The organism is Hydrogenophaga sp. UC242_53 (assembly GCF_042696965.1).
GTDB lineage: Bacteria > Pseudomonadota > Gammaproteobacteria > Burkholderiales > Burkholderiaceae_C > Hydrogenophaga.
Window position 1 is genome coordinate 2,979,743 of record NZ_CP170552.1, and the last position, 18,605, is coordinate 2,998,347.

The window sequence follows — 18,605 nt, forward strand, 5'->3', positions numbered from 1 at the left end:
ATGGGCGAGGTCAGGCGTTCTTCGCTGTTGACGGCTTCGTACGAGAAGCGGTCACGGTCGGCGATCCAGCATTCGTTGACGGCTTCGTTTTCCAGCGGCACCACGCGCATGACCTTGTGGTTCTTCACCTGGACGATCAGGTTGGCGCCGGTGGAGTCGTGCGGGCTCACGCTCTTGCGGCGCGAGAGCTCCCAGGTGCGGGCGCTGTAGCGGAAGGGCTTGCTGGTGAGCGCGCCGACCGGGCAGATGTCGATCATGTTGCCCGAGAGTTCGGAGTCCACCGTGTCGCCCAGGAAGGTCTCGATCTCGGCGTGTTCGCCGCGGTGCGACATGCCCAGCTCCATCACGCCGGCCACTTCCTGGCCGAAGCGCACGCAGCGGGTGCAGTGGATGCAGCGGCTCATCTCTTCCATGGAGATCAGCGGGCCCACGTCCTTGTGGAACACCACGCGCTTTTCTTCTTCGTAGCGCGAACCGGAGCCGCCATAGCCCACGGCCAGATCCTGCAGCTGGCATTCGCCACCCTGGTCGCAGATGGGGCAGTCCAGCGGGTGGTTGATGAGCAGGAACTCCATCACCGACTGCTGAGCCTTGATCGCCTTGTCGCTCTTGGTGCGCACGATCATGCCCTGCGTAACCGGCGTGGCGCAGGCCGGCATGGGCTTGGGCGCCTTCTCCACGTCGACCAGGCACATGCGGCAGTTGGCCGCGATGGACAGCTTCTTGTGGTAGCAGAAGTGGGGATGTAGGTGCCCGCCTTCTCGGCCGCATGCATGACCATGCTGCCCGGGGGCACTTCCACCTTCTTGCCGTCGAGTTCGATTTCAACCATGGGAATGTCTTCTCTTAAGCGGCCTTGGCGGGCGTCTGAGCAGCCGTGATCTTGGCCTCGAACTCATGCCGGAAGTGTTTGATCATGGCGCGCACCGGCATGGCCGCCGCATCGCCCAGGGCGCAGATGGTGCGGCCCATGATGTTCTCGGCCACGTTGTCGAGCAGCGCCATGTCAGCGGGCTTGCCCAGGCCGCGATCGATGCGGTCCACCATGCGCCAGAGCCAGCCCGTGCCTTCGCGGCAGGGTGTGCACTGACCGCAGGATTCGTGCATGTAGAAGTAGGACAGGCGCTTGAGCGACTCGACCATGCAGCGCGAGTCGTCCATCACGATGACGGCACCCGAGCCCAGCATGGAGCCGGCCTTGGCGATGGAGTCGTAGTCCATCGTGCACTCCATCATGATGTGCGCAGGCAGCACCGGAGCCGACGAGCCGCCGGGGATCACGGCCTTGAGCGTGCGGCCCTTGCGCACGCCACCGGCGAGCTCCAGCAGCTTGCTGAACGGCGTGCCCAATGGCACTTCGTAGTTGCCCGGCATCTCCACGTCGCCCGAGACCGAATAGATCTTGGTGCCACCGTTGTTCGGCTTGCCGCAGGCCAGGTAGGCCGCACCGCCGTTGCGGATGATCCAGGGCACCGCCGCGAAGGTCTCGGTGTTGTTGATGGTGGTGGGCTTGCCGTACAGGCCGAAGCTGGCCGGGAACGGCGGCTTGAAGCGAGGCTGGCCCTTCTTGCCTTCGAGCGATTCGAGCAGCGCGGTTTCTTCACCGCAGATGTAGGCGCCGAAACCGTGCGCGGCGTGCAGCTGGAAGTTGAAGCCGCTGCCCATGATGCCGTCGCCCAGGAAGCCGGCGGCGCGCGCCTCTTCCAGTGCCGCCTCGAAGCGCTCATAGGCTTCGAAGATCTCGCCGTGGATGTAGTTGTAGCCCACGCTGATGCCCATCGCATACGCCGCGATAGCCATGCCTTCGATGACGATGTGCGGGTTGTACAGCAGGATGTCGCGGTCCTTGCAGGTGCCGGGCTCGCCTTCGTCCGAGTTGCACACCAGGTACTTCTGGCCCGGGAACTGGCGCGGCATGAAGCTCCACTTCAGGCCGGTGGGGAAGCCCGCACCGCCCCGGCCGCGCAGCGCCGATTCCTTGAGCGTGGCGATCACCTGGTCCTGCGTCATGCCCACGACGGGCGGATCACCGGCCGGCGGTGAGCCGTCCTGGCCCAGCACCTTGCGCAGGGCCTGGTAACCACCGCGGGCCACGTAGTCCTCGAGCGACCAGTTGCTGCCATCGAGGCCGGCGTAGATCTGCGGTTCGATGTGGCGGCCGTGGAAGCAGGTCTGCACGCCGGTGGCGCGGAACTGCGAGAGGATCTGCTCGGCGTTCATGCTTGTCCTTCCGAGGCCTGCACGGACGATTTGAGGCCGTCGACCAGCTGGTCCAGCTTCTCATTGCTCATGAAGCTGCACATGTGGCGGTCGTTGACCAGCATCACGGGGGAGTCGGCGCAGGCACCCAGGCATTCGCTCTGCTGCAGCGTGAACAGGCCGTCGACCGTGGTCTCGCCCATGGTGATGCCCAGCTTCTGCTCCAGGTGGTGCAGGGCCTTGTTGCCGTCGCGCAGCTGGCACGGCAGGTTGGTGCAGACGTTGAGCTTGAACTTGCCCACCGGCCGCTGGTTGTACATGTTGTAGAAGGTCGTGACCTCGTGCACCGCGATCGGTTCGACACGCAGGTAGGCGGCCAGCGCCACCTCGGCTTCAGGGCTCACGTGGCCCTCTTCCTGCTGGATGATGGACAGGCAGGCCATCACCGCGGAAATGCGCTGCTCGTCGGGGTACTTCGCGACCTCGCGGTCGAAGCGCCGGATCGTGGCCTCCTGGAAGGACTCGGGCGTGACGGTGCTCATCGGTCGATCTCTCCGAAAACGATGTCCATGGTGCCGATGATCGCCACCGCGTCGGCCAGCATGTGGCCGCGCGCCATCTCGTCCATGGTGGCGAGGTGCGCGAAACCGGGCGCGCGGATCTTCAGGCGGTAGGGCTTGTTGGCGCCATCGCTCACGAGGTAGATGCCGAACTCGCCCTTGGGGTGTTCGACCGCCGCGTAGGCCTCGCCTTCGGGCACGTGGAAACCTTCGGTGAAGAGCTTGAAGTGGTGGATCAGCTCTTCCATGTTGGCCTTCATGGCCTCACGGGCGGGCGCGGCCACCTTGTGGTTGTCGGTGATCACCGGGCCGGGATTGGCGCGCAGCCATTTCGAGCATTGTTCGATGATGCGGTTGGACTGCTTCATCTCCTCCATGCGGACGAGGTAGCGGTCGTAGCAGTCGCCGGTCTTGCCGACCGGGATGTCGAAGTCCATCTGGCCGTACACGTCGTAGGGCTGCTTCTTGCGCAGGTCCCAGGCGATGCCGGAGCCGCGCAACATGGGGCCGGTCATGCCCAGGTTGAGCGCGCGCTCGGGCGTGACCACACCGATGCCGACGGTGCGCTGCTTCCAGATGCGGTTGTCGGTCAGCAGCGTGTGGTATTCGGCCAGGTAGGTCGGGAAGCGCCGGGTGAAGTCGTCGATGAAGTCCAGCAGCGAACCCTGGCGGTTCGTGTTCATCTGCTCCATGGCGCGCGCGTTGCGGATCTTGCTGTGCTTGTACTGCGGCATGCTGTCCGGCAGATCGCGGTACACGCCGCCCGGACGGAAGTAGGCCGCGTGCATGCGCGCACCCGAGACGGCTTCGTACATGTCGAACAGGTCTTCACGCTCGCGGAACGCGTAGATCAGGATGGTCGAGCTGCCGCAATCGTTGCCGTGCGAACCCAGCCACATCAGGTGGTTGAGCAGGCGCGTGATCTCGCTGAACATCACGCGGATGTACTGCGCGCGGATCGGCACCTCGATGCCCAGCAGCTTCTCGATGGCCAGGCAGTAGGCGTGCTCGTTGCACATCATGGACACGTAGTCCAGCCGGTCCATGTAGGGCAGCGACTGGATGTAGGTCTTGTGCTCGGCCAGCTTTTCGGTGGCGCGGTGCAGCAGGCCGATGTGCGGGTCGGCGCGTTGCACGACCTCGCCGTCCAGCTCCAGCACGAGGCGCAGCACGCCGTGCGCGGCCGGGTGCTGCGGGCCGAAGTTCAGGGTGTAGTTCTTGATCTCTGCCATGTCAGGGCTCCCGCCGGGCCGTCCCAAGGGAAGCCCGCGCCCCCTCGGGGGGCAGCGAATACACGAAGTGATGAGCGTGGGGGTGCATCAGTGAAGCCCGCCGTAGTTGTCTTCGCGGATGATGCGCGGCGTGATCTCGCGCGGCTCGATGGTCACCGGCTCGTAGATCACGCGCTGGCGCTCGGCGTCGTAGCGCATTTCGACGTGGCCCGACAGCGGGAAGTCCTTGCGGAACGGGTGGCCGATGAAGCCGTAGTCGGTCAGGATGCGGCGCAGGTCGTCGTGGCCTTCGAAGACGATGCCGTACAGGTCGAAGGCCTCGCGCTCGTACCAGTTGGCCGCGGCCCACAGCGGGGTCACCGACGCCAGCACCGGGAAATCGTCTTCGGGGCAGAACACGCGCACGCGAACGCGGTGGTTGTGGGTGACGGACAGCAGGTGCACCACCGCCGCGAAGCGCTGGCCTTCCCAGCGGCCATCGCCGTAGGTCTGGTAGTCCATGCCGCAGAGGTCGATGAGCTGTTCGAAGCGGGCCTCGGGCGCATCGCGCAGGGTCTGCATGACGGCCAGGTAGTCGGCCGCCTTCACCGTGAGCGTGAGCTCTTCGCGGACCACCTGGAGGGATTGGGCCTTGTCGCCCAGCAGACCCGCCAGCGAGTTCTTCAGCGCCTCGGGCTCGACGGCAGGGGGAGTCATGGCGGTGTCGGTCATGAACAGGGTTCTTTCAGGGCCAGTGACGTGCTAGCGATGTCAGGGGCGCCGCGCTCAGGCACGCGCAATGGTGTGGGTGCGGCGAATCTTCTGCTGCAGCTGGATGATTCCGTACAGCAGCGCCTCGGCCGTGGGCGGGCAGCCGGGCACGTACACGTCCACCGGCACGATGCGATCGCAGCCCCGCACCACCGAATAGCTGTAGTGGTAGTAGCCGCCGCCGTTGGCGCACGAGCCCATGGACAGCACCCAGCGCGGTTCGGCCATCTGGTCGTAGACCTTGCGCAGGGCCGGCGCCATCTTGTTGCACAGCGTGCCGGCCACGATCATCAGATCGGACTGGCGCGGGCTGGCGCGGAACACTTCGGAGCCGAAGCGGCCGATGTCGTAGCGCGCGGCGGCCGCGTGCATCATCTCGACCGCGCAGCAGGCCAGACCAAAGGTCATGGGCCAGAGCGAGCCGGTCTTGGCCCAGTTCACCACCGAGTCGTAGCTGGTGGTGACGAAACCTTCCTTGAATACACCTTCAATCATGAACCGCTCCGGTGCGCGCGCACGCGTCTGTCGAACTCATTCCCAATCCAGCGCGCCTTTTTTCCATTCGTAGGCGAAGCCCACGGTCAGGATCGCCAGGAACACCACGCCAGCGAAGAAGCCCGTGGCCCCGATGTCGGAGAACGCCACGGCCCAGGGAATGAGGAATGCAATTTCGAGGTCGAACAGGATGAAGAGGATGCGCCACCAGGTAGTAGCGCACATCGAACTTCATGCGGGCGTCTTCGAAAGCCTCGAAGCCGCATTCGTAAGGGGAGTTTTTCTCGGCGTCCGGGAGGTTGGGGCCAAGGATGTAGCCCAGAACCTGCGGGATGATCCCTACGGCAATACCCACCAAGATAAACAGGAGCACAGGAAGGTATTGTTCGAGACTCATCTTGGGTAGATTCCGCTGACACGGCGTGGGACCGTGTTGTCCAATGATTGGTGCCGACGGCGAGACTCGAACTCGCACAGCTTTCGCCACTACCCCCTCAAGATAGCGTGTCTACCAATTTCACCACGTCGGCTGGGTCTGCATTGATGGGCTCGCGAGGAATGGTGCGAGCCTTGCTGACAACCCATAGAGTTTACCCTGAAACGCCCCCTGTTTCCGGGGGCTGCCCCGGTTTTTCCGAAGGAATCGGTCGGGTTGTCGCAGCGCAGGAAAAGTCCGCCCAGCGTGGTGTCCGGGCGGATGGAGGATTCGCTTACTTGGCGGGAATCTGGGCCGCGCCGGTGGCCGGTGCGGCATCGCCTGCGGCAGCCGGCGCGGGCGCCGTGCCGGTGCCCGGGATCTGCTGGGCGGCTCCGGCCGGTTGCGCGGGCAAGGCAGCGCCTTCCAGCACGCTGCCCGTGCTCGGTGCGGCGGTGCGCAGGTTGCCGAAATACGCCAGAGCCAGCGTGCAGGCGAGGAAGATGGCGGCCAGCACGGCCGTGGTGCGCGACAGGAAGTTCGCGCCACCCGAGGCGCCGAACAGGCTGGCCGAACCGGCGCCACCACCGAAGGCCGCGCCCGCATCGGCACCCTTGCCGTGCTGCATGAGGATCAGGCCGATCATGCCCAGCGCGGCCAGGATCTGAACCGCCAGCAGGATGGTCAACAAAACGTTCATCTTTTTTCTCCGGAGATATCGGTTGTCGCCGCGCCACCCAGGGCGCGAGCGGGGATTAAGGGGCCGAAGCCACGATCTGAAGGAAGTCGGGCGCCTTGAGCGACGCACCGCCAATGAGGCCGCCGTCGATGTCGGGCTGGGCCAGCAGGCTCGCGGCGTTGGCGGCGTTCATGCTGCCGCCGTACAGGATGTGAACCCGACCGGCATTCTGCGTCGCCGCCGAAATCTGGGCGCGCAACACGGCGTGCACCTGCTGCGCCTCTTCGGGCGTGGCGGTCTTGCCGGTGCCGATGGCCCAGACCGGCTCGTAGGCCACGACGATTTCGGTGATGCAGTGGCCGCAGAGATGGATGACGGCCGCCAGCTGGCGCTTGACCACCTCCTCGGTGTGACCGGCCTCGCGCTCGGCCAGCGTTTCGCCGACGCAGACGATGGGCGTGATGCCCTTGGCCAGCGCGGCTTTCGCCTTCTCGGCCACCAAGGTGTCGGTTTCGCCGTGGTACTGACGGCGCTCGGAATGGCCCACGATGGCGTAGCGGCAGGCGAAGTCGCGCAGCATGGCCGCCGACACCTCACCGGTGTAGGCGCCCTGCTCCTGGTTCGACACATCCTGCGCACCCCAGGCGATCGGGCTGCCTTGCAGCAGCGCGCCCACCTGCGCCAGGTAGGGCGCGGGCACGCACAGAGCCATGTCGGCCTTGGGCGACTGGCCGCCGAGGCCATCGAGCATGGCCTTGACCAGCGCTTCGTTGGCGGCCAGCGAGCCGTTCATCTTCCAGTTGCCTGCAATCAGTTTTCTCATGACGGGTTCTTCTCTGACCGGGTCAGGCCCAGCTCAACACGAGCTTGCCGACGTGCTGGTTGGACTCCATCAGCGTGTGCGCCGCCGCGGCCTGCGCGGCGGGGAACACCTGGTGAATCACCGGCTGGATGCGGCCTTCGGCCAGCAAGGGCCACACACGCGCGCGCAGCGAGGCCGCGATCGCCGCCTTGAACGCCACCGGCCGGGGCCGTAGGGTGGACCCCGTGATGGTCAGGCGGCGGCGCAGCACCAGGCCGGCGTTGAACTCGGCCTTGACGCCGCCCTGCACCGCGATGATCACCAGCCGGCCGTCTTCGGCCAAGCATTCGATCTCGCGGCTCACGTAGCTGCCGGCGACCATGTCGAGGATGACGTTGACGCCTTGCTTGCCCGTGAGCTCGGCCACGGCGGCCACGAAGTCCTGGGTCTTGTAGTTGATGGCGTGGTCGGCGCCGAGCTTGAGGCAGGCGGCGCACTTGTCGTCGCTGCCGGCGGTGGCGATCACGCGAGCGCCCAGGGCCTTGGCGATCTGGATCGCGGTCACGCCGATGCCGCTGGTGCCGCCCTGCACCAGCAGGGTTTCACCGGCCTGCAGGCGACCGCGGTCGAACACGTTGCTCCAGACGGTGAAGAAGGTCTCGGGCAGCGAAGCGGCGGCGATGTCGTCCAGACCTTCGGGCACCGGCAGGCATTGCCCCACGGGCGCCACGCACCACTGCGCATAACCACCCCCGGCGACCAGCGCGCACACGCGGTCGCCGGCCTTCAGGCCGGCTTCCGCCATCGCGGCGGCATCGCCCGATTCGATCACGCCCGCCACCTCGAGGCCGGGAATGTCGGACGCGCCAAGCGGCACCGGGTAGTTGCCGGTGCGCTGCAGCACGTCAGGGCGGTTCACGCCCGACGCACTCACACGGATCAGCACCTCGCCCGCACCCGCGACCGGCACCGGGCGTTCGCCCAGGCGCAGGACTTCGGGTGCGCCATAGGCGCTGATTTCAACGGCTTGCATGACCGGCACCACCGGTGACATCACGACTGAGGCTGCTGAGGTGCCTGCTCGCCGGTGTTGCGTTCGGCCAAGGCCTTCATGGACAGCTTGACGCGGCCCTTTTCATCCGTCTCCAGCACCTTCACGCGCACGATCTGGCCTTCGGTCAGGTAGTCGGTGACCTTCTCGACGCGCTCGTGGGCGATCTGGCTGATGTGCAGCAGGCCGTCCTTGCCGGGCAGCAGGTTGATCAGGGCACCGAAGTCCAGGATCTTGGTGACCGGGCCTTCGTAGACCTTGCCCACTTCCACTTCGGCCGTGATCTGCTCGATGCGGCGCTTGGCTTCGTCGGCCTTGGCCGAGTCGGTCGAGGCGATGGTGATGGTGCCGTCTTCGTCGATGTTGATCTGCGTGCCGGTTTCTTCGGTCAGCGCACGGATGACGGAGCCGCCCTTGCCGATCACGTCACGGATCTTCTCGGGGTTGATCTTCATGGTGAAGAGCTTGGGCGCGAAGTTGGACACTTCGGTCTTGGCTTCGCCCATGGCTTCCTGCATCTTGCCCAGGATGTGCATGCGGGCTTCCTTGGCCTGGGCCAGCGCGACCTGCATGATTTCCTTGGTGATGCCCTGGATCTTGATGTCCATCTGCAGCGCCGAGATGCCGTTGGTGGTACCGGCCACCTTGAAGTCCATGTCGCCCAGGTGATCTTCGTCACCCAGGATGTCGGTCAGCACGGCGAAGCGGTTGCCGTCTTTGATCAGGCCCATGGCAATACCGGCCACGTGCGCCTTCATGGGCACGCCGGCGTCCATCAGCGCCAGGCAGCCGCCGCAGACCGAAGCCATCGACGAGGAGCCGTTGGACTCGGTGATCTCGGACACCACGCGCATGGTGTAGGGGAAATCTTCCTTGCTCGGCAGCGCGGCGATCAGCGCGCGCTTGGCCAGGCGGCCGTGACCGATCTCGCGGCGCTTGGGGGTGCCGAAGCGGCCGGCTTCGCCGGTGGCGAAGGGAGGCATGTTGTAGTGCAGCATGAAGCGGTCTTCGAACTCGCCGGCCAGCGCGTCGATGCGCTGCGCGTCGCGGTCGGTGCCGAGCGCGCGCACGACCAGCGCCTGCGTTTCACCGCGGGTGAACAGGGCCGAGCCGTGGGTGCGGGGCAGCACGCTGTTGCGGATTTCGATGGCGCGCACGGTGCGGGTGTCGCGGCCGTCGATGCGGGGCTCGCCGGCCAGGATCTGGCGACGCACGATCTTGGCTTCGATCTCGAACAGCAGGGCTTCGACGGCCACGCTGTCGAATTCCACGCCTTCGGCCTTCAGGGCGGCGAACACGTCGGCATAGGCCGTGCGGCAGGCCTGGGTGCGGGCCTGCTTGTTGCGGATCTGGTAGGCGGCTTCGAGCTTGGCCTTGGCCAGAGCGTCGACCTTGGCGATCAGCGGCTCGTCCTTGGCCGGCGGCTGCCAGTCCCAGGCCGGCTTGCCGGCGTCGCGCACGAGTTCGTTGATGGCGGCGATGGCGATCTTGCCCATGTCGTGGCCGTAGACCACGGCGCCCAGCATGACTTCTTCCGACAGCTGGTCGGCTTCGGATTCCACCATCAGCACGGCGGCTTCGGTACCGGCGACCACGAGGTCGAGTTGGCTGTCCTTGAGCTGGGTCTGGCCCGGGTTGAGCACGTACTCGCCGTTGACATAGCCCACGCGGGCGGCGCCGATGGGGCCGTTGAACGGGATGCCGCTGACGGCCAGCGCGGCGGAGGTGGCGATCATCGCGGCGATGTCGGCCTGCACTTCGGGGTTCAGGCTCACCACGTGCACGATCACCTGCACTTCGTTGTAGAAGCCTTCAGGGAACAGCGGGCGGATCGGGCGGTCGATCAAGCGGCAGGTCAGCGTCTCGAGTTCGCTCGGGCGGCCTTCGCGCTTGAAGAAGCTGCCGGGGATCTTGCCGGCGGCGTACGACTTCTCGGTGTAGTCCACCGTCAGGGGGAAGAAGTCCTGGCCGGCCTTGGCCTCGGTCTTGGCGACCACGGTGCCAGGACCACGGTGTCATCGATGTTGACCAGCACGGCGCCGGTGGACTGGCGCGCGATTTCGCCGGTTTCCATCGTGACGTGGTGGGGGCCCCACTGGAAGCTCTTGGTGACCTTGTTGAACATGCTCATGGTGTCTCTCCGTTAAATGCGTGCAGCTTCGCTGCACAAAACCCGGAGACACAACCCAGAACACGATGCCATTCCAGAAGGACTGTGGGCGCCACACCTGGCGCACAACCCGTTTGGAATGACACAGCTTCGCTCTGTTGTCGGGGCTCCGGAATCAAAAAAGGCGCGTGACAAGCAAAAAACGCCCGAGCCAGCGAACCAACTCAGGCGTTTCGTGTGTCACAGCCGTGCCAATTACTTGCGCAGGCCCAGTTTCTGGATCAGGGCGATGTAACGCTCGGCGTCCTTGGACTTCAGGTAGTCGAGCAGCTTGCGGCGGCGGCTCACCATGCGCAGCAGACCGCGGCGGCCATGGTGGTCCTTGGCGTGGGTCTTGAAGTGAGGGGTGAGCTCGTTGATGCGGGCGGTCAGCAGTGCGACTTGCACTTCGGGGCTGCCGGTGTCGTTGGCGGCGCGGGCGTTGGCCGCGACCACTTCGGCTTTGATGGATTGGGCGATCATTGAAAGTTCCTTGGCCAGTTGCCTGGCGTTACGTGCGTCCCGCCGCAGCCGATGTGGGCCGCCGCGGGCGTGAAATTGCCGCCCGTGAAGACAGCAACCGCGAATTATAGACCAGAAGGACTCAGGAGGCAGCCGGCGGCTGGGCGGCCAGCCAGTGGCGCAGGCGCTCCACGCCCTGCACCAGGCGGTCCGTGTCGCGGCTGGCGAAGCACCAGCGCAGCCAGCCCCTGGCCTCGGGGCTGAAGGCGCTGCCGGGCGCCAGGCCCAGGCCGGCTTCGCGCACCAGGCGCTTGGCCACCGCCAGGCAATCGTCCTGCCCCGCCAGCCGGAAGAAGGCGTACATGCCGCCCAGCGGCTCGGCCAGGGTCACCCCGGGCAGCGCGCGCAGCAGCGGCACCAGGGTGTCGCGGCAGTGCCGCAGGTGCGCCACCAGGGCCGGGGTGACCTCGTCGCCGCGCTGCAGCGCCACGGTAGCCGCGCGCTGCACGAACACCGGCGCGCAGGAGGTGTTGTATTCAATGAGCTTGCCGATGGCGGCGGTGAGCGCTGGCGGCAGCACCAGCCAACCCAGGCGCCAGCCGGTCATGAGGAAGCTCTTGGAGAAGCTGTGGGCGACGATGACGCGGTCGTCCGGTTCGGCCACGTCCAGGAAGCTGGGCGCGGCGCCGTTGGGCGTGTCGTCCGCGAAATAAAGCCGCTCGTAGACCTCGTCGGCCAGGATCCAGGTGCCGGTGCGGCGGCAGTGCGCGAGGATGGTGCGCTGCTCGGCGGCGCTGAGCGTCCAGCCCGTGGGGTTGTTGGGGGCGTTGACCACCAGCAGGCGGGTCGAGGGCGTGATGGCAGCGAGCAAGGCGTCCATGTCCAGCACCCAGGCCCCCGCCCGGGGGCCATCGGCCTGCACGCGCAGCGGCACGGTCTTGACCTTCGCCCCCAGGATGAGCGGCTGCGCCACCAGGTTGGGCCAGGCCGGCGAGACCACGATCACCTCGTCACCCGCCTCCACCAGGGCCTGCGAGGCCAGCATGAGCCCGTTGACGCCGCCCGAGCTGACGGCCAGGCGATCGAACCAGTGGCCCGCGCCGCGCCCGGGGTGGAGCTTGTCGGTGTACGCCGCCAGCGCCTCGCGCAGCTCCTGCAGGCCCAGGTTGTGCGCGTAGAAGGTCTCGCCGGCCTGCAGCGAGGCCACGGCCGCGTCGCGGATGAAGCCGGGCGTGACCTCGTCGCTCTCGCCGAACCAGAACTTGAGCACATCGGCCCGGCCCAGGCCCTCGTTCGCGACTTCCCGGATGCGCGAGGCCTCCAGCTGCTCCACCACCTGTCTCATCGGCACACGCTCCCGCAAAGCTATATCAAGGTCGCTGCATGGTACAGGTGTGCGGCAGCTCGGCCTGCTGCGGGCTGAGGTTGCGGATCACGCGAAAGCCGTAGCCCGAGCCTTCGACGTCGAACTTGACGCCGGGCGCGCCCTGCCGGTCCATCACGGCCACGGCCAGCGATTGCTGGAACTGGTGGTCGGCGCCGCGCATGCGGGCGCGCTGGCCAGCGAGGGTGACGTCGGCCTTTTCCAGCTGGGCGGCGATGGTGGCGGCGTTGACCGGGCCGGCCGCGCCCGCGCGCTCGATGGCCTGCGCCAGTGCCTCGACCAGCAGCTGCATGCGCATGTGCACGTAGTCGTCGGCCGGGCTGGGGAAGCGCTCGCGGAACGATTTGTAGAAGGCCTCGGACTCGGGCGTGGGCACGTTGGGGAACCAGTCGGCCACGGCGATCACCTTGCCGATGCCGGCGTCGCCCATGGCGGCGGGCGCGCCCAGCGCGTTGCCGTAGAAGGTGTAGAAGCTGCCATCGAAGCCGCTTTCGCGCGCGGCCTTCACCAGCAGCGTGAGGTCGTTGCCCCAGTTGCCGGTGAGCACGGCCTGCGCGCCGCTGGCCTTGATCTTGGCGGCGTAGGGCAGGAAGTCCTTCACGCGCGCCATGGGGTGCAGCTCGTCGCCGACGATGGTCACATCGGGCCGCTGGGCCGCGAGCTGGCTGCGCGCCTCGCGCAGCACGGCCTGGCCGAAGCTGTAGTCCTGCCCGATCAGGTAGATGTTCTTGAGCTGCTTGTCCTTGCGCAGCACGCTCATGAGAGCCTTCATGCGCATGTCGGCGTGGGCGTCGAAACGGAAATGCCAGAAGCTGCATTTCTCGTTGGTCAGCACCGGGTCCACCGCCGAGTAGTTGAGGAACAGCACCTGGCGCGCCGTGTCGCGCTCGTTGTGCTTGTTGATGGCGTCGATCAGCGCGCTCGCCGCCGCCGAGGAGTTGCCCTGGGCGACGATGGTGACGCCCTTGTCGATCGCCGAGCGCAGCGCCGAGAGGGCCTCGTCGGTCTGGCCCTTGCTGTCGAAACGCTCGATCACCAGCGGGCGGTTGCCGCCGGGCAGCTTCACGCCGCCGCGGGCATTGACCCGCTCGGTGGCCCAGACCAGGTTGCGGAACACCGCATCGCCGGTGTTGGCGATCGGGCCGGAGAGGCCTTCGATCATGCCGATGCGGACCGGGGCGCCGGTGGCGGGCGCCTGCGCCACGGCCAGGGTGGTGGTCAGGCCGCCCACGAGGGCCGCGACGAGCGCGCGGCGGCGCGGCGAAAACAGGGAATCCAACAGGTGTTTCATCAGAGAAGGGCTCCGGGTGCAAAGGCCGGGGGCCGGGAATGGCCCACGCAGCCGAGTCGCCAAGGCGACAGCGCCGGAAGTTTAATTCATAATTACAGGAATCGCCCGCCCGCTCATCCAGCGGTGGCAGGGCGGCCCAGGTCGGAGAGGGGCCAGCGCGGTTTCACGTCGAAGGGGTAACCGCCGGCGCCCGCTGCGTCGGCGCCGGCCAGCCCGGCCTGGGCCCGCATGCCGCCGGCCAGCGCGATCATGGCGCCGTTGTCGGTGCACAGGTGCAGCTCGGGGTAGTGCACGCGCACGCCGGCCTGGGCGCAGGCGGCGCCCAACTGCTCGCGCAGCAGCGCATTGGCCCCCACCCCACCAGCCACCACCAGGCGGCGCAGACCGGTCTGGCGGATCGCCATGAAGGATTTCTTCACCAGCACCTCGACGATGGCGGCCTGCACGCTGGCGGCCACATCGGCCTTCTGCTGCGCGCTCAGCGGGTCGGCCAGGTGCAGCGTGGCCGGGCCGTCCGGGTGGGCATGGGCCAGCTTCTTCACCTGGGTGAGCACCGCCGTCTTGAGGCCGGCGAACGAAAAGTCGAGATCGCCGCTGTGCAGCAGCGGGCGCGGGAATTTGTAGGCCTGGGCGTCGCCCTGCTGGGCCAGGCGCGAGAGCGCCGGGCCGCCCGGGTACGGCAGGCCGAGCAGCTTGGCCGATTTGTCGAAGGCCTCGCCGGCCGCGTCGTCGATGGTCTCGCCCAGCAGTTCGTAGCGGCCCACGCCGTCCACCCGCATCAGCTGGCTGTGGCCGCCCGAGACCAGCAGCGCCACGAAGGGGAATTCGGGCGGGTCGGCGCTCAGGAAGGGCGAGAGCAGGTGGCCTTCGAGGTGGTGCACGCCGATCACCGGCTTGCCCAAGGCAAACCCGAGGGCGCAGGCCACGCCCGAGCCGACCAGCAAGGCGCCGGCCAGCCCCGGCCCCCGGGTGTAGGCGATGGCGTCCACGGCCGAGAGCGGCAGGCCGGCCTGGGCCAGCACGGCGTCGGTCAGCGGCAGGACGCGGCGGATGTGGTCGCGGCTGGCGAGCTCGGGCACCACGCCGCCATAGGCCTGGTGCATTTCAATCTGGCTGTGCAGGGCATGCCCCAGCAGCCGGGGGGTGGCGTTGCCGCTGGCATCGACCAGGGCCACGCCGGTTTCGTCGCAGGACGACTCGATTCCCAAAATCCGCATGCGGGAAGTGTACGGGGCGGCATGGTTGTTGCTCAGTGGCAGGGGCATGCCCCCTACCCCACGAACATCCCCCATGAAATCGGGCCTGAGTTTCCTTGTCGCCGCCAAGCGCTGCGAAATCGCCGAGCTGCAGGAGCTCGCGCTGACCAGCGCGCTGGTGAATGTCACCGGCCGGCTCGTGCACGGTCTGCAGCGCGAGCGCGGCCTGTCCAACCTGCACATCGGCTCCCAGGGCGCGCGCTTCACCGACATGCGCGCCCGCCAGATCGAGGAATGCCGCCAGACCGAGGCCGAGCTGCGCGCCTGTTTCGACAGCCTGGACACCGAGTCCGCCCGCGTCGGCCATGGCGCGCGCCTGTTCAGCCGCATCGCCTACGTGCTGCACGGCCTGAACGCGCTCGAAGACCTGCGCGAGCGCGTGGCCTCGCTGGCCTGGACCACCCGCCAGGCCACCGACGCCTACGTGCGCCTGATCGCGGGCCTGCTGGCGGTGGTGTTCGAGGCCGCCGACAGCGCGAGCGACCCCGAGGTCTCGCGCCTGCTGGTGGCGCTGTTCAACTTCATGCAGGGCAAGGAGTTCGCGGGCCAGGAACGCGCCGCCGGCTCGGCCCTGTTCGTCAGCGGCCGCGCCGAGGCGATCGAGCAGCAGCGCCTGCTGCACCTGATCGAGTCGCAGGAGCGCTGCCTTCAGGTGTTCGCCGAGTTCGCCAACCCGAAAGCGGTGGACCTGTGGGCGGCCAGCCAGGCCAGCGCCACGCTGGCCGAACTGGAGCGCCTGCGCCGCGTGCTCTGCACCGCCGCGCAGGGCGCGCCGCTCAACGTGCAGCTCAGCCAGGTCTGGTTCGACTGCTGCAGCCAGCGCATGGACCGCATGAAGGCGGTCGAGGACCGGCTCGCGCTCGACCTGCTGCGCGCCTGCGAGGACAAGATCGGCGCCGCCCGGACCGAGCTGGAGGCCTACCAGGCCCTCAGCACCACCGCCCCGCGCGAGGCCAACGCCCTCTCCTTCTTCCAGGACGCACCTTCCGCGGCCGTGCCCGCCGGCTTCGGCGCCGCCGCCCAGGGCTATGGCCTGCAGCTGGATCGCTCCATCCTCGAGCTGGTGCAGGACCAGGCGCGCCGCCTGCAGACCATGGGCGAGGAGCTGGACACGGTGCGCGCCAGCCTGAACGAGCGCAAGCTGATCGAGCGCGCCAAGGGCCTGCTGATGGCGCACCGCCAGCTCAGCGAGGAAGAAGCGCACAAGACCATGCGCCAGATCGCCATGAACCAGAACCGCCGGCTGATCGAGGTGGCCGAGGCCGTGCTGGCGATGGCCGACGTGCTGCCCGCCCGGCCCCACTGACACGCGGCCCGGTGCTGCGGTGCACAAATAGCGTGCCCGCCGGATCGGCTCGCACCAGTTTGAAGCCCACCACCCGGATGCCGCCCCACCGGCCGTCGGGTTTTTTCCTTGGAAATCAAGCGCTTCCCACGCGACCCCGGGACAACCCTGAGGCTGGCACGCTAACTGCTTTGATCCAGGCAAAGGAAAACGGGCCAATGGCGGCCTGAGTTCCAGACAGTCTTCCCAGACACGGACAACGGCGTCCATTTCCCGCCCGCTCAGCGCAGGCACGGAAATGGGCGCCGTTGTGCTTTGGGGCACCGCTTTTTTTCATCAGCAAGGAGTTGGACATGAACGCAGACATCCCCACCCCAGCCGACGGCCCCACCGCCTCGCGCCGCGAGTTCATCAAGAAGGGCAGCGCCGTCGGCACGGCCGCCCTCTTCTCCACGCTGGGCCACCACGGGGTCTGGGCCGCCGGCTCCGACGCACCTGAAAAAACCGAAGTCAAGATCGGCTTCATTCCCCTGACCGACTGCGCCAGCGTGGTCATGGCCGCCGAACTCGGCCTGGACAAGAAGCACGGCGTCAAGATCGTCCCGACCAAGGAAGCCAGCTGGGCCGGCGTGCGCGACAAGCTGGTCAACGGCGAACTGGATTTCGCCCACGTGCTCTACGGCCTGATCTACGGCCTGCAACTGGGCACCGCCGGGCCGAAGAAGGACACCGCGCAATCCTGATGAACCTGCAGCAGAACGGCCAGGCCATCACGCTGTCGAAGAAGCTGGCCGAAAAAGGCGCGGTGGACGGCCCAACGCTTGCCAAGCTGATGGCCACCGAAAAGCGCGAATACACCTTCGCCCAGACCTTCCCCACCGGCACCCACGCCATGTGGCTCTACTACTGGCTGGCGGCGGCCGGCATCGACCCCTTCAAGGACGCGCGCGCCATCGTGGTGCCGCCGCCGCAGATGGTGGCGAACATGCGCGTGGGCAACATGGACGGCTTCTGCGTCGGCGAGCCCTGGAACCACCGCGCCATCATGGACGGCATCGGCATCACGGCCAACACCACGCAGGACATCTGGAAGGACCACCCCGAGAAGGTGCTGGGCACCACGGCCGAGTTCGTGCAGAAGAACCCCAACACCGCGCGCGCCGTGACGGCGGCCATCCTGGAAGCCGGCAAGTGGATCGACGCCGGCCTGCAGAACAAGAACAAGATGGCCGAGACCATCGCCCAGCGCTCCTACGTGAACACCGGCGTGGACGCGATCAACCAGCGCATCCTGGGCCGCTACCAGAACGGCCTGGGCAAGACCTGGGACGACCCCAACCACATGAAGTTCTACAACGACGGGGCGGCCAACTACCCCTACCTGAGCGACGGCATGTGGTTCCTCACCCAGCACAAGCGCTGGGGCCTGCTCAAGTCGCACCCCGATTACCTGGCCGTGGCCAGGCAGGTCAACCGCATCGACATCTACAAGGAAGCCGCGTCCGCCACCAGGACGCCGCTGCCCAAGTCCGACCTGCGCAGCGCCAGGTTCATCGACGGCGTGGTGTGGGACGGCAAGGACCCGGCCAAGTACGCCGACAGCTTCAAGATGAAGGCGGCCTGACCCGGCCCGCCGCACCCGAGGAACACCACCATGGTCAGTGCCGTTTTTCACACCCCCCTGGAGGCCGTGGCGCCCGCCGCCCCCGCGGTGGCCGCCGTGCCCCACCCCAAGCCTTCGGTGGCCGCGCCGCTCGCGCCGGCCGCCGTCGAGCCCGCCCGGCCGGCCTCGCCTTCGCCCTGGCGCGAGCGCGCCGCGGGCTTCTTCCGCGGCGTGCTGCCGCCACTGCTCGGCCTGGGCTTCCTCGTGCTGGTCTGGTCGCTGGTGGCCGGCAGCAGCGACAGCGGCATCCCCACGCCGCTGCGCAACCTGGGCGCAGGCCGTGGGCGTGTTCTCCGACCCGTTCTACCAGGCCGGCCCGAACGACCAGGGCGTGGGCTGGAACGTGCTCATGTCGCTGCAGCGCGTGGCCGTGGGCTTCGGCCTGGCCGCGCTGGTGGGCATTCCGGCCGGCTTCGCCATCGGCCGCTTCGACTTCCTCAGCCGCATGTTCAACCCGCTCATCAGCCTGCTGCGCCCGGTCTCGCCGCTGGCCTGGCTGCCGATCGGACTGCTGGTGTTCAAGGGCGCCAACCCGGCCGCGATCTGGACCATCTTCATCTGCTCGATCTGGCCCATGATCATCAACACCGCCGTGGGCGTGCAGCGCGTGCCGCAGGACTACATGAACGTGGCGCGCGTGCTCAACCTGAGCGAGTGGAAGATCTTCACCAAGATCCTGTTCCCCGCCGTGCTGCCCTACCTGCTGACCGGCGTGCGGCTGGCGGTGGGCACGGCCTGGCTGGTGATCGTGGCCGCCGAGATGCTGACCGGCGGCGTGGGCATCGGCTTCTGGATCTGGGACGAGTGGAACAACCTCAACGTCGCCAGCATCATCATCGCCATCTTCGTGATCGGCATCGTCGGCCTGGTGCTCGAGTTCGGCCTCATCAAGCTGGCGACGCTGTTCACGTTCGAAGAGGTGAAGTCATGAG

The 18,605-nt window shown here is 67.3% G+C and carries 13 protein-coding genes, 1 tRNA gene and 5 pseudogenes; 3 read left to right on the plus strand and 16 right to left on the minus strand.

What is annotated here, in order from left to right; translation table 11 throughout:
- Nucleotides 1-98: 98 nt before the first annotated feature.
- The 16 genes and pseudogenes from ACFJI0_RS14940 to tsaD form a co-directional block, all read right to left on the minus strand.
- Nucleotides 99-832: pseudogene (locus ACFJI0_RS14940) on the minus strand (2Fe-2S iron-sulfur cluster-binding protein); the annotation flags it as partial.
- Nucleotides 833-846: 14 nt separating this feature from the next.
- A complete protein-coding gene (gene nuoF, locus ACFJI0_RS14945) occupies nt 847-2,220 on the minus strand; it encodes an NADH-quinone oxidoreductase subunit NuoF (protein ID WP_382320773.1) in 1,374 nt (457 codons plus the stop codon).
- The gene (gene nuoE / locus ACFJI0_RS14950; RefSeq protein WP_382320776.1) at nt 2,217-2,741 is read right to left on the minus strand and encodes an NADH-quinone oxidoreductase subunit NuoE; all 525 of its coding nucleotides are present in this window, start codon (nt 2,739-2,741) and stop codon (nt 2,217-2,219) included. Before nuoE ends, nuoF begins: the two co-directional genes overlap by 4 nt.
- Nucleotides 2,738-3,991: an NADH-quinone oxidoreductase subunit D gene (locus tag ACFJI0_RS14955; protein WP_382156518.1), complete on the minus strand. Its 1,254-nt coding sequence runs from the start codon at nt 3,989-3,991 to the stop codon at nt 2,738-2,740. Before ACFJI0_RS14955 ends, nuoE begins: the two co-directional genes overlap by 4 nt.
- 87 nt (nt 3,992-4,078) lie before the next feature.
- Nucleotides 4,079-4,687: an NADH-quinone oxidoreductase subunit C gene (locus ACFJI0_RS14960; RefSeq protein ID WP_382325663.1), complete on the minus strand. Its 609-nt coding sequence runs from the start codon at nt 4,685-4,687 to the stop codon at nt 4,079-4,081.
- Nucleotides 4,688-4,756: 69 nt separating this feature from the next.
- Nucleotides 4,757-5,236 carry an NADH-quinone oxidoreductase subunit B family protein gene (locus ACFJI0_RS14965; protein WP_066270388.1) on the minus strand — a complete coding sequence of 160 codons (480 nt, stop codon included), beginning with the start codon at nt 5,234-5,236 and terminating at the stop codon, nt 4,757-4,759.
- Nucleotides 5,237-5,272: 36 nt separating this feature from the next.
- Nucleotides 5,273-5,633 (minus strand): annotated as a pseudogene (locus tag ACFJI0_RS14970) (NADH-quinone oxidoreductase subunit A).
- Between the two features lie 48 nt (nt 5,634-5,681).
- A tRNA-Leu gene (locus ACFJI0_RS14975) sits at nt 5,682-5,766 on the minus strand.
- A gap of 180 nt (nt 5,767-5,946) precedes the next feature.
- The gene (gene secG / locus ACFJI0_RS14980; protein WP_291117827.1) at nt 5,947-6,351 is read right to left on the minus strand and encodes a preprotein translocase subunit SecG; all 405 of its coding nucleotides are present in this window, start codon (nt 6,349-6,351) and stop codon (nt 5,947-5,949) included.
- A 55-nt stretch (nt 6,352-6,406) separates the two neighbouring features.
- Nucleotides 6,407-7,153 (minus strand): triose-phosphate isomerase, encoded by a 747-nt coding sequence (gene tpiA / locus ACFJI0_RS14985; protein WP_382320778.1) that lies wholly within the window; start codon nt 7,151-7,153, stop codon nt 6,407-6,409.
- 22 nt (nt 7,154-7,175) lie between these two features.
- Entirely contained in the window at nt 7,176-8,165 is a 990-nt protein-coding gene (locus ACFJI0_RS14990; RefSeq protein WP_382320780.1) for an NAD(P)H-quinone oxidoreductase, read from the minus strand.
- Nucleotides 8,166-8,185: 20 nt separating this feature from the next.
- Nucleotides 8,186-10,314 (minus strand): annotated as a pseudogene (gene pnp, locus ACFJI0_RS14995) (polyribonucleotide nucleotidyltransferase).
- 234 nt (nt 10,315-10,548) lie between these two features.
- The gene (gene rpsO / locus ACFJI0_RS15000) at nt 10,549-10,815 is read right to left on the minus strand and encodes a 30S ribosomal protein S15 (protein WP_291117839.1); all 267 of its coding nucleotides are present in this window, start codon (nt 10,813-10,815) and stop codon (nt 10,549-10,551) included.
- Between the two features lie 121 nt (nt 10,816-10,936).
- Nucleotides 10,937-12,139 (minus strand): pyridoxal phosphate-dependent aminotransferase, encoded by a 1,203-nt coding sequence (locus ACFJI0_RS15005; RefSeq protein WP_382320782.1) that lies wholly within the window; start codon nt 12,137-12,139, stop codon nt 10,937-10,939.
- 25 nt (nt 12,140-12,164) lie between these two features.
- Entirely contained in the window at nt 12,165-13,469 is a 1,305-nt protein-coding gene (locus ACFJI0_RS15010; RefSeq protein WP_382320784.1) for a branched-chain amino acid ABC transporter substrate-binding protein, read from the minus strand.
- A gap of 113 nt (nt 13,470-13,582) precedes the next feature.
- Nucleotides 13,583-14,686 carry a tRNA (adenosine(37)-N6)-threonylcarbamoyltransferase complex transferase subunit TsaD gene (tsaD, locus tag ACFJI0_RS15015; protein ID WP_382320786.1) on the minus strand — a complete coding sequence of 368 codons (1,104 nt, stop codon included), beginning with the start codon at nt 14,684-14,686 and terminating at the stop codon, nt 13,583-13,585.
- A gap of 73 nt (nt 14,687-14,759) precedes the next feature.
- Here tsaD and ACFJI0_RS15020 point away from each other — a divergent pair, with 73 nt between their 5' ends.
- From ACFJI0_RS15020 to ntrB, 3 genes and pseudogenes are all read left to right on the plus strand, one after another.
- Entirely contained in the window at nt 14,760-16,031 is a 1,272-nt protein-coding gene (locus ACFJI0_RS15020) for a nitrate- and nitrite sensing domain-containing protein (RefSeq protein ID WP_382320789.1), read from the plus strand.
- 332 nt (nt 16,032-16,363) lie between these two features.
- Nucleotides 16,364-17,634, plus strand: a pseudogene (locus ACFJI0_RS15025) (CmpA/NrtA family ABC transporter substrate-binding protein).
- A 30-nt stretch (nt 17,635-17,664) separates the two neighbouring features.
- Nucleotides 17,665-18,604, plus strand: a pseudogene (gene ntrB, locus ACFJI0_RS15030) (nitrate ABC transporter permease).
- Nucleotide 18,605 lies beyond the last annotated feature (1 nt).

Bases quoted from the DNA above. Each gene is read 5' to 3' on its own strand.
- ACFJI0_RS15020 (WP_382320789.1), top strand. From the start codon at position 14,760: ATGAAATCGGGCCTGAGTTTCCTTGTCGCCGCCAAGCGCTGCGAAATC.
- rpsO (WP_291117839.1), bottom strand. From the start codon at position 10,815: ATGATCGCCCAATCCATCAAAGCCGAAGTGGTCGCGGCCAACGCCCGC.
- nuoE (WP_382320776.1), bottom strand. From the start codon at position 2,741: ATGAGCACCGTCACGCCCGAGTCCTTCCAGGAGGCCACGATCCGGCGC.
- tpiA (WP_382320778.1), bottom strand. From the start codon at position 7,153: ATGAGAAAACTGATTGCAGGCAACTGGAAGATGAACGGCTCGCTGGCC.
- ACFJI0_RS14965 (WP_066270388.1), bottom strand. From the start codon at position 5,236: ATGATTGAAGGTGTATTCAAGGAAGGTTTCGTCACCACCAGCTACGAC.
- nuoF (WP_382320773.1), bottom strand. From the start codon at position 2,220: ATGAACGCCGAGCAGATCCTCTCGCAGTTCCGCGCCACCGGCGTGCAG.
- ACFJI0_RS14960 (WP_382325663.1), bottom strand. From the start codon at position 4,687: ATGACTCCCCCTGCCGTCGAGCCCGAGGCGCTGAAGAACTCGCTGGCG.
- ACFJI0_RS14955 (WP_382156518.1), bottom strand. From the start codon at position 3,991: ATGGCAGAGATCAAGAACTACACCCTGAACTTCGGCCCGCAGCACCCG.
- tsaD (WP_382320786.1), bottom strand. From the start codon at position 14,686: ATGCGGATTTTGGGAATCGAGTCGTCCTGCGACGAAACCGGCGTGGCC.
- ACFJI0_RS15005 (WP_382320782.1), bottom strand. From the start codon at position 12,139: ATGAGACAGGTGGTGGAGCAGCTGGAGGCCTCGCGCATCCGGGAAGTC.
- secG (WP_291117827.1), bottom strand. From the start codon at position 6,351: ATGAACGTTTTGTTGACCATCCTGCTGGCGGTTCAGATCCTGGCCGCG.
- ACFJI0_RS15010 (WP_382320784.1), bottom strand. From the start codon at position 13,469: ATGAAACACCTGTTGGATTCCCTGTTTTCGCCGCGCCGCCGCGCGCTC.
- ACFJI0_RS14990 (WP_382320780.1), bottom strand. From the start codon at position 8,165: ATGCAAGCCGTTGAAATCAGCGCCTATGGCGCACCCGAAGTCCTGCGC.